The sequence below is a fragment of the Gimesia maris genome, from assembly GCF_008298035.1.
Taxonomy (GTDB): Bacteria; Planctomycetota; Planctomycetia; order Planctomycetales; family Planctomycetaceae; genus Gimesia; species Gimesia maris.
Genome location: NZ_CP042910.1, coordinates 6,850,209 through 6,864,156 on the forward strand (window position 1 = coordinate 6,850,209; position 13,948 = coordinate 6,864,156).

Consider the following 13,948-nt stretch of genomic DNA (forward strand, 5'->3'; position numbering starts at 1 on the left):
ACTTACGCAACGCTCATGGACAGGGAAGACACGCCAAAAGACTCTGTCGATTCAAGTTTGCCCGAACTTTACCATAAACAGACTGCCATCAACTTGAGCCATCTTTATCTTAAGATCAGTGTATACAGTGATTTTGAAATTCTCAATACAGATAATATTCCGACACCAGTAAAATAATTCATTCAACTATTGTTCTAAATGACCCGGAATCGATTGACCGAAACTATTTTCCAGATTGACTTTCTACCTGCGTGCTCTCATGCTCTTCAAGTGCTTCTGCACCGACTGCTCTACCTTCCCGATCCCTGATGGCTTCATCCAGGATTTCCCAGGGAGAGACTGCAGAACAGCACTCAAACCAGAGTCTGCATGAAGGCACGCCTCGATTCAAGTGCGACAATATGCCGCAGCCGACACCAAGCAGACGGAACCGGTCGATCGCCACCTGCTGTTGCGCAGCGGCCTGATGCAGGCGAGTTACAATAACCACCCCACAGCGCTGAGAAAACAGAACGCTGATGGCATCTTGACGGGTCTGGAAATCATCCGCACCGATCTGCGTGCGACACGAGTGGTGGTGCTCTCCGCCTGTGAAACCGGCGTTGGTGAATTTCGTTCGAGAGAAGAAGTCGTCGGCCTCCGCCAGACATTCCAGCTGGCAGGCGCAGAATTGGTGGTCGTTTCCCTCTTCCCTCTGGAGCATCCCTGACCAGCAAACCGTGCTGCTAATAGAACAGTACTTCACCAATTTAGCAGCAGGCATGAAAAAATCGACCGCCCTCAGACCGCCCCAGCTCACCCGCATCAAAGCACGTCACGAACGCAACGCCTCCCTTCCCCCTCTTCTGGGCTGCATTTACACTGACGGGGAAGGATTGAAATTGGAAATCTGCGAGTGTGAATTTGAATTATAAATGCACTTATTATCCCACCGCTTGACGTGCCATTTGTCGATAAAGTTTGGCTGGTACAGCATGTTGAAGTCGCCAGATGATACTCATAGGTCGGTCTCCAGTATGGGATACATATTTGCAAGGACCAAGGTAATAATAAGGGGAGGCAAGGCCTGATGTTTGTTTTTTGGTTTCCCTTACAAACAAAAGTGGTGTGTATCCACAACTTTGATGTTTAATGTACCTTTGGCCTGTAGGAGATTCTGATGAAGTATTGCTCTGCGATTGCCAGTGAAATAGTTCATGCGAAATTAAATAGTCTTCGTACATCGTTGTCGGGGAATACTCTTCTTCCGTTTTTTGTAAAGTGACAAAGAAGGCATCAATCTTTTTATTTTTCAGATGCAGTACTCCCTCACGATGATCTGGCCGATGTTCGAGAGACCAGTGTCCCAGACCAACTAATATTTCATCACGCGTGTATTGCGCATGAATCGTTAAGGGTCCTGAGACTTCAGGAAGACGTCCAGCGTGAAGTGAAGGAGCTTTCTGAAAACAGAAGTCAAGAACTGAGACTAAATCCTGTTTGGCAGCCTGATTATCAAATAATCGATTCTTTGACTCTTGGATGGTCCAACCTAAACCAGTTTTTCCCCAGAGTGTGACGTAGAGCATTTCTAATGCTTGTTTCTCTTCATTAGAAGACGGCATCAGTGCATTTTCAATGTGTTTGGTCCAGTATTTAATTTGCGTTGCACAATCTATATGTATTAATCGACGTAATCCTTTCGCGAGTTGTATTTCGTCAGAATCTGTAAATGGTTCAATGAGATCTGCTTCTGCGAGCAAACGAGACCAGAGTCCCCGTTTTAATAAATCATCTAAGTTAGTTTGTAGATAATCCAATGCTTCTTGAAGGAATGGACTACGTCCAAGGATTCGTCCTAATTCTTTAAGGCGTATGATGATGGTTAATTTATTGAGTCTTAATGAATCACGGATATTGTCTAATACACGCTGTTGTGCAACACGTTCCAATTGAACCACGCAACCGCTCGGTAAATGAGGGAAACCATTTTCGATTTCGCGATCCAGACGTCGTTCGGGTTTTGTACTGAGTGCACGAAATCTCGATGCAAATTGAAATTCCCGCCGTTGAGCACCAATGAAATCCAGTATTGTTAAACATTCTTTCTCGTCATGAAGACGCATACCTCGCCCAAATTGTTGAAGAAAGATGGTGAGACTTTCTGTGGGACGAAGAAAAAGAATTGTATCGACTTCTGGAATATCAACTCCTTCGTTATACAAATCGACAACAAAGATAAAGTTGATTTCTCGCGAACGAAGCTGAGTCTGCACTTGGTTTCTTAGTTCATCAGAAGAATCGGAGGTCAATGCAACTGCAGGAACACCATGCTCCTGAAAGAAACGTGCCATGAACTCAGCATGAGCTTTACTCACGCAAAAACTCAGCCCTCGAGATTCCAATGGATTGAGCAGGATTTCATTAGTCTTTTCCAATATCAATTGGGCACGGCGATCGTTGCCAGTATAGATTCGATCTAAGTCATCAATTGCATACCCACCTCGTTGCCAATTCAGATCATCAAGGTTTTCACTATCTGAGATACCAAAGTATTGAAACGGACAAAGTAATTTACGATTGATGGCATCAGGTAGTCTAATTTCTGCGCTAGTTCGACCACCGAACCATTGTAGGATATCGAGTTGATCCGCTCGCTCTGGTGTTGCTGTTAGCCCAAGCAAAATATTAGGACGAACGTGATCTAGTAGACTTTGGTAGCTTTGAGCTGCGGCATGATGAAATTCATCGACAACTATGTATTCATATTCATCAGCGGGACGTTTCCAGAGTTCTCGCGAGTTATAGCTTTGTATCGAACAGAATAGATGTTGCTGCTGAGAAGGATCACGCCCTCCCACTAAGAGATCTCCAAAATTCTGATCTCGTAGTACGCCACGAAATGATGCGAGTGCTTGTTTCAAGATCTCTTCTCGATGCACTATGAAGAGGAAAGGAGGTTGGCGGCCATTTTCTTTGCAGACTCGTGCATAATCGAAAGCAGCTAACATGGTCTTACCCGTACCGGTTGCGGCGACAACTAGATGTGTCCTTTTGTTCTGGACTTCACGCTCTGCAACCAGGATATCCAATATTTCTTCTTGAAAAGGATATGGGCGAAGATGAAATACAGGCAGCATGGCTGGATCAGATGCACTCAGCCGTTCATTTTTAATTGCAGATCTCAGCCGTTCAGGGTCTTCACCACTGAATTGCTGGAATTCATCATCCTGCCAATATGTCTCAAAGGTTCCCGTGATCTTGCTCCAAAGATACGAGAGCTCATATTGGCTAACCTTTGTTGTCCATTCGAGTCCTTCAGAAAGGGCGGCATTGGAAAGGTTTGCTGAACCGACGTAGGCGCTGCCGAAATCAGTATCGCGATGAAAGAGATAGGCCTTGGCATGCAAACGGGTTCGTTTCGTATCATAACTGACGCGAATCTCTGTATTGGGAAGTCCACTTAATGCTTCAATTGCCTTTGGATCGGTAGCTCCCATATAGCTTGTAGTGATAACCCGAATGCGGGGACGATCTGAGTGGGGGCTTGAAGCCAATTCTTTCAAGTCATCTAGAATTACACGAAGCCCACTCCATTTCACAAAGGAACAAAGAATATCAACAGAATCTGCAGTTGATATCTCTTTTTTTAATTGGCTTCCCAAACTGGGGTCGAGCCGTGTCCCCGTTAGAAGTGCAGAGCGAGATAATGGGGTATCAGGACGATTTTCAGGAGTTTCAGGATCGGTATGATGAATTGCCAGTAGTCGTTCGAGCGGTGTTGCAATACGTAATCGATTTTCCCAATCTTGTCCTAGCTCCTCTGTAAGCAATTTCAGAATTCGATCGACTAAACGTTTTTGTTTCTCCGCTGCTTCTTTACCTCGAAATCCAGCAATCCCATTTGCTAAAACATGTTCTAGGTATTGAGCAATTACAGTATGTGCATCTTCGGTATCAACTTTACCTATGGTGGCGTAGAGACGCGGGTCGGCGATTGCCTGTAACTGTTCTTTTAATTCTTCAGTTAGAAGCTGTTCATAGAGTCCCGGCTGGAAGTTGTCAGTCATTTTGATTCCTGATATCAATTCATCGTGGTGCCTGCCTCAATGGTTTCTTTATCACTGTAATCAGAACTCAAATGAAAGACTACTGGCTGGAACAAGCTGATCAATCCAAAAATCAAATAATTTGGCTTAGTGATTTGCCATTGTTTTTGAGTTATTTTCTGAGATAAGATGAGAACGAAATTAGTATTCTCGAAATAAAAGAAAGCCCACACATGCCCCCACCCCTCAATCGTCGTGATTTCCTCCACTCATCCCTCTGTTCTCTCGCCGCTGTCTCTGCTGCGGGAACGGCGTCGGTGCGGGCGGCGGAATCGCAGTCGTTGATTGGTTCGATCTCTAAAGAAACGCTCTTTCGTAACCGGGATGGCTCCGGGGTCACATGGTTTCATCCGCGGGGGTGTATGGTTCCGGGGGCGAACGGCGGTGCGACGTTTTTGATGAACCTGCAGGAGATCGGGGGGTCCGACTACTTCGGGCCAGTTCACTGGTGTGAATCGAATGATCGCGGGAAGACGTGGACAAAGCCGGCGCCGATTCCTGCGCTGGACCGTGATCCGGTTAAAGGGCATCCGGGGCTGCAGGCGGGCGTGTGTGATGTCACGCCGCAATATCATCCGCAGACCGGGACCATCCTCGCACTGGGGCATGTCGTTTTTTATCGCGGTCCCCGGTTTGCCAAAGGGGATCAGCTGGCCCGCTACCCCGTGTATGCGGTTCGAGACAAAGCAGGACAATGGTCCGAGCGGAAGATTCTCAAATGGGATGATCCCCGCGGCTCGGAAATCTATACCAACAACTGTGGACAACGTTTCGTGCTGCCGAACGGCGATATTATGATGTCATTCACCTTCGGTGCGAACAAACAGCCGCGAATGGTAGCGGGCGTCCGCTGTGCGTTTGACGGGTCCGATCTGACAATTCGCGAAGTTGGACCGCCCCTGGAGAACAAAGTCGGACGCGGTTTGCTCGAACCGTCGATCACCCGGTTTGGGGACCGGTTCTTCATGACCATTCGCGCCGAAGACGATCACGGTTATGTCGCGGTCAGCCCGGACGGCTTGAACTACAAACGGCAGACGGCCTGGGCCTTTGACGATGGCACGCCCATCGGCATGTCCACCACGCAGCAGCACTGGCTCACCCATTCCGACGGACTGTTTCTGGTTTACACACGCAAAGATGATACAAATAAAAATGTGATCCGCTGGCGCTCGCCGCTCTGGGTGGCCCAGGTTGATCCGGAGAGGCTCTGCCTGATTCGCGAGACCGAGCAGGTCGTACTTCCCCTGGTCGGGGATGGCGTAAATGATCCCAACCAGGTCGCACTGATGGGCAACTTCGCTGTCACCAACGTCAGCCCGCAAGAATCGTGTATCACCGTCGGCGAATGGATGCCGCGCCACAAAGCCAAAGGCGATGTCCTCCTCAGCCGGATTAAGTGGAACCAGCTCAACCGGAATGTGCCAGACTTTGCAAGTTGAAAACAACGGCTGTTTATTCTACCGCTTCCCCGGCGTCCAGCAGTTCCACATGCCAGATGAGTCGTTGCTGTTTCTGATTGGTTTTGCGATTAAACAGATCCAGCGGCCCCTTCCCCGTACGGGCCATCGGAACTCCTTTGACTGACGGGACTCCGGCAATGGGCACGCGGGGGACCGTCAGTTTCTCTTTGATCGTATCATCAATTTGAATCTCTGCATCAGACTGACTTTGTTCCTGCTGGTTGTCAGCAAAATGCAGGTGCAGATTGTGCTGACCTGCCGACAGTTCCCGGGTGAAATAGTCTGTCTCGACTGGCTGTCCTCCGGAAGCATCGACCGAGAACAGATGCACGCGGGCAGTCTTTCCCTGCGGAACCACACAACTCCAGGCATGCCAGTTTTTGTAGTCGCGTCGACCACCGGCCACGACCAGATCTCCTGGTTCGACCTTGAGGGGCACAAACTGATGCGATTCTGCGGGAATCACCTTAAAGAGTGGGGTGCCGTCCACACTCTCGCGGACCGGGGCAATGAACTGCTTGCGGACGCCGTCCCAGTATATTTTGCGTGGTGCCTGGGTTCCATTGGGTAAAACGCCACAGACAAGATGATCCGGTCTACTGCCATTAAATCCTAAATCCAGATAACCAAATTCTGCCAGTGGCTGTGAAGGGCCTGGCTTGCCGCTCCAACTGGTCGCGTTCGCATAGCCATAAAAGGTGAGCGCCGGCTTGTCTTCTTGTCCGATCTGATACCAGTGCTGGATATATTCAAAGGGACCATGCGTTTCAAAAGCAGAGGTGGTAATGAAATAATCATCGGTCCCCCCCAGGTTATTGAGCATGACATTGCAGTAGGAACCTCGGGAAGAAGCCCAGCCCCCCAGCATTCGAATCAGTGTGCCTTCCGCATCGAAGACAAACGCGGCTCGAGGCGGAAACCGGAGTTTGGGTTTGAGCTCCCAGGTAGCGTCTTTGGGGCGGACTGCACATAACACGATGACGCGTTCACCCTGCGGTGTGGCAATCGTAGCGATCGGAGATCGTTCAGACTTTTTTGAACTGATTTTCCCAATCAGGTTCCAGTCGCTCGTAAATTGAAGCGGAGTGGCAGCGTCGAACTGATTCATTTTCAGCAGTCCATTAAGAACGACCATCGAGGGTTGTGTCTGCAGTTTTTTGAGAAGTAATTTCGGCAAATGACTCAATAGTGCTTCCGGCTTTTCATAGGTGACAGCAACATCAAAGAACTGGTTTTTCTCTCTGGGTTCTTCTTTGGAAATGGTCAGCACGACCACCCGCCCGTCTGCCTTGCGGGGAATGATCAGTCTTTTGCGTTGTACGTAAGCGTCGCGTAACGTACCTTCTATTTTCACACGCCCCTGAACGGTAATTCGCAGTCGGGAGACCGCCTCCCCGTTGACTTCCAATGGAAGTTGCAGTCGAACGATGCCGTCATCCCCCGTTTTCTCTGAGGCCATTGGCCCAAACCGCTGGGACGCCCAGAGCTGCCAGTCATCAGGCGCGTTTTCAAAGGCGATTTCGTTCACGGTGACGGTGATCCCGGGAACCGGTTCGGCGTTTTGATTCACGACAAGAATTTCTCGTGACGAGACCGGCACATATTTTTCCATCGTAATGGTCCGTCGCAGCGTTTTACCGCCTGACAGATCAATTAAGGCGTATCGCCTCGGCCCATCTTCAAAGGAGTTGGGGTAAATCGGCATTTGATACCCGTCCGCAGAAACCTTGTAGGATTCACTGTCTTCAGCGGGCAGGTTCCGTACCCGGGCAATGCCCTGTGCATCCGTTTTCACACTCAGAAAAGTATCGTTCCCCCATTGATAGCGCTGTTTGACTTCCTCATTGTTATGACGAATAATCTGGTTCGACATCTCTAAGGAAACTATCGCCGGAATGAACAGCTCCCCACCAAAAAATAACCCGTTGGGATTGAATTTGACCACAGCTCCTTCGATTGGTTGTCCAAGGGGATCGACCACTTTGACGTCCAGTGATGTCGTTGGCGTGCAGGGTAGTTCCACCTCGGTTTTATAAAGACCCTGTGTGAGCGGAAACAGGTGCGGCCAGAACGCGTCGTGCCGCTGGATGGCATTGTCGAGAATCGATTCCTCTCCGGCGTTGTGCCGCTTCAGATAGTTTTTCAATGACTGGACCGTTGGTCGGGTCGACTGATAACCGTCCACGAGTGCAAACAGTTGGGCCTGACCGCCGGTCGGCAGGGAGTCGAATTCGAACGTACCGTCTTCTTTGACTGTCGCTGTCTGTTCCCAGGTCCAGCCTCCGCCGATCTTGTGATCCTGACCTTCATTGATATAGAGTTCCACGCAGCCATTTTTGATTGGCCGCGGCACCGAGTCGTCCAGTCGACCTTCCAGGCGGATACCCGGTTCGAGGATCGCTACGATCGTGCCATCCTCTTCTACGCGCTGGGGGTTGGTCACATCGATCAGGTGGCTGAACAGGACCGGCCCCTCTTCGTTTCTGGCCACAACCCGCATCCAGCGACGATCCAGCTTCACAACCGGCGAAGTAAAATAACCCAGACGCTGATCATCCTGTTTGAACTCGCGGCCCAGAATGTGCGAGTCTTCCAGCAGGGGATACGCATCGGGCAGTCGGTTTCCTTTCACATCGAGCGCCTTGACGCGAATGATTCGCCCCGGCTGCAGGACCAGTTTGGGACTGCCGCTGAGTGAATATTGTTTTCCCGCGTTCGCATAGCCCTCCGCTTCAGCAGAGATCTGTGCGCGAGCGGCACCGTCAGGTACCTGGATGGTCACCTCCCCTTTCTGATTGGTGATCGGAGGATTGATGACAATTTTGAGTTGCATGTCACCTTCGTTATCCTCCCACCAGCCAACACGGACTTTGGCACCTTCAACGGGTTGCCCCTTGTCGTCGACAACAGTCACGATCTTCGGTGTTGTCTGTTTCAGATTAATATCAGCTTTGCCCGGTTTTCTGACCATCGGATCTGCGGCCGGTTTCTTTGCATTCACTTTTTCCTGTTTGTCTTTGGGCTCCGGCTTGGAGGCATCCAGGGGCAAGTCCGGTTTCTGGGCGATGACCTGGTGACTGAAACGAACAGAGGCAATGCCGACAAACAGCAGAACCGTCAAGAGCAGACAGACATAGCAGCGGGAGCGTTTCAGTGTATTAAAATCGCGTGGCGTCTCCAGCCATTTTAATCTGCGAAGCAGGAAACTGCGATCGGCCATTGCCAGTGCCGACGCGCGGGTTTCTGCTCCCTGACGATGCAGCGCCCAGCCAGCCAGCAACTGCCGATAGCTTTCAATGTCGTCAATCGAATCTGCGGCCAGTGCATCGGACATGTGCTCACACGCCAGCCGATGCCGTGCAGTCAACCGCCAGACCAGTGGATGAAACCACCAGATTGCAGACACGAGACGTGAGAGCAGGTCCCAGAATAAGTCGAAGCTGGCCACGTGCGATAATTCATGCATCAGAATCGCGCGGCGTTCGGACTGAGATAATTCATTGACCCAGGAAACAGGGAGCAAGATAGAAGGTTTAATCAGTCCGACGGTACAGGGGCCTTCTATCTGCGGCGAAACGCGAACCGGTGGTCCATGATTGAAATTGAACTGCGCCGCCAGTGCTTCACATTCACTCTGCAGTGAAGCGGGCGCTGTTTCTGCATAACATAACAGTTTCCTCACCCGTTGAATCTGCCAGCCGATGCGCAGAAGTAAAAGCAAACTGACGGCGCCCCAACAGACCAGCCACCAGGAGATTTCTGATGGAACCGGCGAAGCTGTCTGCCGGACTGTAATAGAATGCGTTCTGATTTCAGATTCAACAGGAGTGACTGCCGCCGCTGGTAGATCTGACTCAGCTTGCGTGTCTGAAGGGATATCGGCAACCGATGGTTCTGATGCCATCTTCGCGTCGGATTGTTTCGGCTCCGGCGAAACCGTCGGAAAGTTCAGGGGGGCAGGTTGCAGGGAAACAACAGGCTCCGGCTCTACGCTTTCTGAAATGACAGGTGTCTCATTTTCTCTGAAAGTCTCTGTTGAATCTGCGGTTTCTGACTCAACCGGGGGTAAAACCGCCAGACTGGTGACAGGCAGACAGAGACAGGCCAGAGGCATGAGCAGAGCTGCGAAAATCAGGCAGCGTGAGAGCAGTATCGACCAGCGCGGATTGCGATTGCGGATCAGTCTTAGTATCACCCAACCCAGTGCCAGTAGCAGACTCAGTCGGACCAGTGTGTGTATGATGAAAGTGACGTCATCCATTTTCAGGTCCTCTACCAGTTTAAATTTCGAAAAGGAGAAAAGTGTCGTCCATCACGATTCGCCGCGGGCAATCTTCTTGAGCTGTTTGAGTTCTTCAGGACTCAAACGTTCCTTCTCTGCCAGCTCCATCAGCAGTTGACCCGTGGAACCCCCGGTAAAGACTTCTGCCAGCCTCCTGACAGTTTGTCGCAGTTGTGTTTCGCGTTTGACTTTTGGCGAATAGAGATAAGCCCTTCCATTACGTTTCCGCGTCAGCAGTCCACGCTCGACCATGCCGACCAGTACGCTGCGCAGGGTACCGTTATCGATGTCCCAGCCAAACGATTCCTGGAGTTCAGCCGGCTTTTGAGGCGACTTGTTCCATAACAGACGCAACACTTCGAGTTCATTCTGATTGGGTTGATCCATAAGAAAGCCTCTTTCCAAAAGGAGAAACACCATTCCTATCTGTGATCTTTTCACACTTCGAGAGAAACATCAAGACAAATATGTGAACTTTTCACAGTTTTACTTGATCCGACCACAGGCGGATTAATCAGAGTGATGTGGTTTCAACTGCAGCAGCAGACTGGGATCGTCGGTATAAATGCGTTCGATGCCCTGCTGGAGCAGTTTCTGCATCAATGCGGGATCGTTGACGGTCCAGGCGCCTGGTTCGAGGCCGGCGGCTTTGATCTTTTGAACTTTCTCGGGGGTGATGCCTTTATAGTTCAGAACGAGTGCTTCGAAACCGCGCTGTTTGGCGATTTTGATGTCGGCGTCGAGATCGGTGTCGGCACCGCGATCCCAGAAGACGGGGATCGTGGGTGCCAGCTGTTTGACCTGCGACATGTAATTCAGGTTCCCGTCATTGAAGCCGACCCAGGGTTCCATATTGAGTCGTTTCACCAGCGCAACGGATTCTTTCACACAGTCTGCCTTGGGTTGAATCGAGACGCGGGTCTTGTGCTGCTGTTTTATCATTTTGAGCACCTCTTCCAGCAAGGGCATCTCTTGAGGCGGGCATTCTTCTTTTGACAGCTGATGCCGTTTACGAAAGTCCGTTGCGACGTCGACTGTTTTGAGTTCCTCAAAAGTCGAGTTGGCGACATCCAGATTTTTATCCCCGACACGCTGTGTGGTTTTGTCGTGTGTGACGACCAGTTGACCATCCTTGGTCAGGAAGATATCGAGTTCGATCCAGTCTGCACCGACGGCAACTCCACTGCGAAAGGCGGGCATTGTGTTCTCGGGATGCGCTCCCGAATTCCCCCGGTGTGCGGTGACGCCGTTCTGTAAGAAACGGGTTTCTGACCCTGCATCGGCCACAGTAGTCCGTGCAGTCGGACCGAGTAGACTGCAGAATGCAAACAGGATAAAAGTAAGTTTCGTCATCGGGTCAGACTCCCAGGGGAAGACGTAATTCATGCGGAGGGTGCAACTTCGCTGATTGAGACATTCACTTTAGCATGCTGGCGATGGGGGAGAAACGATCCTAAAGCGGATTTTCCGATCTGATTCACTTTATTCGAATGTCATGAAGAATCTGTTGAAAGCCAGCTGATTCTGACAATCTTGTTGACTATCAAATTTCAGAGAATTACGATTGACCTCAGTTGGTGGGGAGGGGAGACCCTCGATTTCAAGTTTTTTAAGGGAACCAGTTTGATGATCAGATCAAGACTCATGAAAGGCACAGTCAGTATTCTGGCGCTGATGCTGCTGCTGACAGGCGATCCGCTGTTGCAGGCGGGCGTGACCAAAGAGGCAGCGAGCAAGTATCTCAAAGATGTGCAAAAAGGAAATCCCGATTTCAAGTCGGTTGGTAAAATCACATTTGGACCCGGCGGATTGCTGGTGGTGGCGGACCCTGCGAAAGCGACAATTACAGTTATTGATACTCACGATGTCGGACCGTTGAAGAAACTGGAACAGAAAGTTTCCAAAGTGGATGTGGCAGTCGCATCCAGCCTGGGCGTCGAACCCTCACAGATTGACATCGCCGACATGGCCGTCAATTCACTAAGCGGTAACGTGTATCTCGCCGTCAATCGCAAGACCGACGGACAGCCTGCGATCCTGATGATCAACGCGCAGGGCAAAGTCAAAAACTTTGACCTGTCGGAAGTCGACTATATTCAGGTTGCGCTGCCCGGCGGAAAAGATTCCAAAATCCGCAACATCACCGGCGTCGCATTGGCCAGTGACCGTCTGCTGGCGGCTGCACAGTCGAACGAAGAATTCGCTAACAAAATTTATTCGATCCCCCTGCCCTTAACACATGGCACTTCCGCCGATATCTACAGCGCGGAAACCTATCATGTCGCACACAAAAGATGGGAAACCAAAGCGCCAATCCAGTCGTTCGTACCTTACTCGAACAAAGGGAAGAACTACATCGTCGGTGCTTTCGCCTGTACGCCCATTGCCAAGTTTCCCCTGGATGAACTGCAGTCCGGCAGCAAAGTCAAAGGAACCAGCGTGGTGGAACTGGGTTCGGGTAACCGACCACTCGACATGCTGACTTATGAAAGTGACGGCAAGGAATGGCTGTTGACCAATACATTCCGCTTCCACTGGAAGAAGAGCATGTACGGCCCGAGTAAATGGTGGGGCGTGCGTGTGAATATGGATTACCTGGACGCGGAAGACATCAACGAAGAAGCGGCCCGCCGCGATGTTAAACAGAAGACCGGCCCTGACGGCATTGAAATTGTCGATCAGTTGTCCGGTGCCGTTCACATCGACAAGCTGCAGAAAAAAGAAATCGTCGTGCTGCGTGATAATGACGGGCACTTCGATCTGGAAATTACCGAATTGCCATAACGAGTGACCTCCTCTGGTTCACAGACTCTTTTCTGTTCAGGTTTGGGAATGGAAAAGAGTCTGTTTTTTTCGAGTCAACTGTCGATTGCATGTAGCACCGTTCAAGTTTTGAGGAATGCCTCTCTGATGTTAAAATCATCATCTGCAGCAGGCTGGTCATTCAGCCGGCACATTATGCAGTTTACAGTCTGTGTTCTTTTAATGGATCTACCGGTTTGCGCCGCTGGTATGCCACAGGAGGAGCCATTTCATCTCGCGTTTGAAGCAGATGCGAAAGATCCTCGATTGTGCCGCGTAGTGGTGACCGCAGAGAGTGTCCGATTCTGGACATCTCTTGTCGACGCGGACGAAACGCAGTTTCAGCGGGTACTCTCACTGAAGCGGGAGTCGCAAAGCGATCAGAAACTGCCTGTCATGCTGGGAAATTATCAACTGAAAGACGTTCGCCTGGAATTCAAGCCGGCGTTTCCGCTGGTAAGAGGCAACCGTTACCAGGCGACCTTTGATCCCGCGGCATTAAAGCTGGCGACAGAAAAACCGGATCGACGTCTGCAGGCTACGCATGTGGTTCCGCTGCCCGACAGCAAGCCGCCGCGTGTACTGTCGATCTATCCTTCGGGTAATCAACTGCCCGCCAATCATCTGAAATTTTATATTCAATTCTCCGAGCCGATGCAGCAGGGAGATATTTTCGAACACTTTTCGCTGTTCAACAAAACTCAAGGGCAACTCGTGCCCCGTCCGTTTCGCCACACGGAACTCTGGTCACGCGATGGCAAACAGCTCACGCTCTGGTTTCATCCGGGCCGACAGAAAACGGGGGTGAACCTGAATGTCGAACTCGGGGCCGTTCTGAATGCGGGGCAGGAATATGAACTGCGAATCAGTCCGCAATGGGCCGCGTTGTCGGGACACGCATCAGGCAGCGAAGTCAGAAAAACATTCCAGGCGGTTGCCATGGATGAACGTCAGCCGGAAATTAACGACTGGAAATTGAAGTCCCCTGCCGAGGGAACCCGCGCGCCACTGATCTGTCAGTTGGGAGAGTCTCTGGATTTTGCGCTACTACACAGCCAGCTGAGCGTACAAACTGCAAATGGCGATCAGATCGCAGGGAAGATCGAGTTGGCCAAAGCAGAATCGGTCTGGAAATTCACGCCGGACACAGCCTGGCAGCCGGGCGCGTATCAACTGGTGGTAGGAACCGTTTTAGAAGATCTGGCGGGCAACAGTCTGCAGCAGCCGTTCGCTGTGGACCTTTCGAAACAGCCGGAAGTCTCGAATCCCGTCGGCGATTCTGTTACACTTCCTTTCGAAATCAAATAGTCGAC

The 13,948-nt window shown here is 50.7% G+C and carries 9 protein-coding genes; 5 read left to right on the top strand and 4 right to left on the bottom strand.

The window, feature by feature from the left end:
• Window positions 1-391 precede the first annotated feature (391 nt).
• Together GmarT_RS25450 and GmarT_RS30480 are read left to right on the top strand one after the other, a co-directional pair.
• Window positions 392-709, top strand: coding sequence for a CHAT domain-containing protein (locus GmarT_RS25450; RefSeq protein ID WP_002647195.1), 318 nt, complete (start codon window positions 392-394; stop codon window positions 707-709).
• 10 nt (window positions 710-719) lie between these two features.
• Window positions 720-914: a hypothetical protein gene (locus GmarT_RS30480; RefSeq protein WP_044238577.1), complete on the top strand. Its 195-nt coding sequence runs from the start codon at window positions 720-722 to the stop codon at window positions 912-914.
• 9 nt (window positions 915-923) lie between these two features.
• Here the strand turns inward: GmarT_RS30480 and GmarT_RS25460 are convergent, their stop codons facing one another.
• Window positions 924-4,049, bottom strand: coding sequence for a DEAD/DEAH box helicase (locus tag GmarT_RS25460; protein ID WP_002647193.1), 3,126 nt, complete (start codon window positions 4,047-4,049; stop codon window positions 924-926).
• Between the two features lie 212 nt (window positions 4,050-4,261).
• Here GmarT_RS25460 and GmarT_RS25465 point away from each other — a divergent pair, with 212 nt between their 5' ends.
• Window positions 4,262-5,530, top strand: coding sequence for a sialidase family protein (locus GmarT_RS25465; RefSeq protein ID WP_002647191.1), 1,269 nt, complete (start codon window positions 4,262-4,264; stop codon window positions 5,528-5,530).
• 13 nt (window positions 5,531-5,543) lie between these two features.
• Here the strand turns inward: GmarT_RS25465 and GmarT_RS25470 are convergent, their stop codons facing one another.
• From GmarT_RS25470 to GmarT_RS25480, 3 genes are all read right to left on the bottom strand, one after another.
• Window positions 5,544-9,812 carry a M56 family metallopeptidase gene (locus GmarT_RS25470; RefSeq protein ID WP_149303409.1) on the bottom strand — a complete coding sequence of 1,423 codons (4,269 nt, stop codon included), beginning with the start codon at window positions 9,810-9,812 and terminating at the stop codon, window positions 5,544-5,546.
• Between the two features lie 51 nt (window positions 9,813-9,863).
• Window positions 9,864-10,220: a BlaI/MecI/CopY family transcriptional regulator gene (locus tag GmarT_RS25475; RefSeq protein ID WP_002647189.1), complete on the bottom strand. Its 357-nt coding sequence runs from the start codon at window positions 10,218-10,220 to the stop codon at window positions 9,864-9,866.
• A gap of 123 nt (window positions 10,221-10,343) precedes the next feature.
• Window positions 10,344-11,186, bottom strand: coding sequence for a glycerophosphodiester phosphodiesterase (locus GmarT_RS25480; RefSeq protein ID WP_002647188.1), 843 nt, complete (start codon window positions 11,184-11,186; stop codon window positions 10,344-10,346).
• Between the two features lie 273 nt (window positions 11,187-11,459).
• On the opposite strand from GmarT_RS25480, the gene GmarT_RS25485 reads away from it, so the two are divergent.
• A complete protein-coding gene (locus GmarT_RS25485) occupies window positions 11,460-12,617 on the top strand; it encodes a hypothetical protein (protein WP_002647187.1) in 1,158 nt (385 codons plus the stop codon).
• A 126-nt stretch (window positions 12,618-12,743) separates the two neighbouring features.
• Window positions 12,744-13,943, top strand: a complete 1,200-nt coding sequence (locus tag GmarT_RS25490; protein WP_002647186.1) for an Ig-like domain-containing protein — start codon at window positions 12,744-12,746, stop codon at window positions 13,941-13,943.
• Window positions 13,944-13,948: the final 5 nt, after the last annotated feature.

Excerpts from the sequence above, each read along its gene's own strand:
- GmarT_RS25460 (WP_002647193.1), bottom strand. The coding sequence starts at position 4,049 with ATGACTGACAACTTCCAGCCGGGACTCTATGAACAGCTTCTAACTGAA.
- GmarT_RS25465 (WP_002647191.1), top strand. The coding sequence starts at position 4,262 with ATGCCCCCACCCCTCAATCGTCGTGATTTCCTCCACTCATCCCTCTGT.
- GmarT_RS25470 (WP_149303409.1), bottom strand. The coding sequence starts at position 9,812 with ATGGATGACGTCACTTTCATCATACACACACTGGTCCGACTGAGTCTG.
- GmarT_RS25475 (WP_002647189.1), bottom strand. The coding sequence starts at position 10,220 with ATGGATCAACCCAATCAGAATGAACTCGAAGTGTTGCGTCTGTTATGG.
- GmarT_RS25480 (WP_002647188.1), bottom strand. The coding sequence starts at position 11,186 with ATGACGAAACTTACTTTTATCCTGTTTGCATTCTGCAGTCTACTCGGT.
- GmarT_RS25485 (WP_002647187.1), top strand. The coding sequence starts at position 11,460 with ATGATCAGATCAAGACTCATGAAAGGCACAGTCAGTATTCTGGCGCTG.
- GmarT_RS25490 (WP_002647186.1), top strand. The coding sequence starts at position 12,744 with ATGTTAAAATCATCATCTGCAGCAGGCTGGTCATTCAGCCGGCACATT.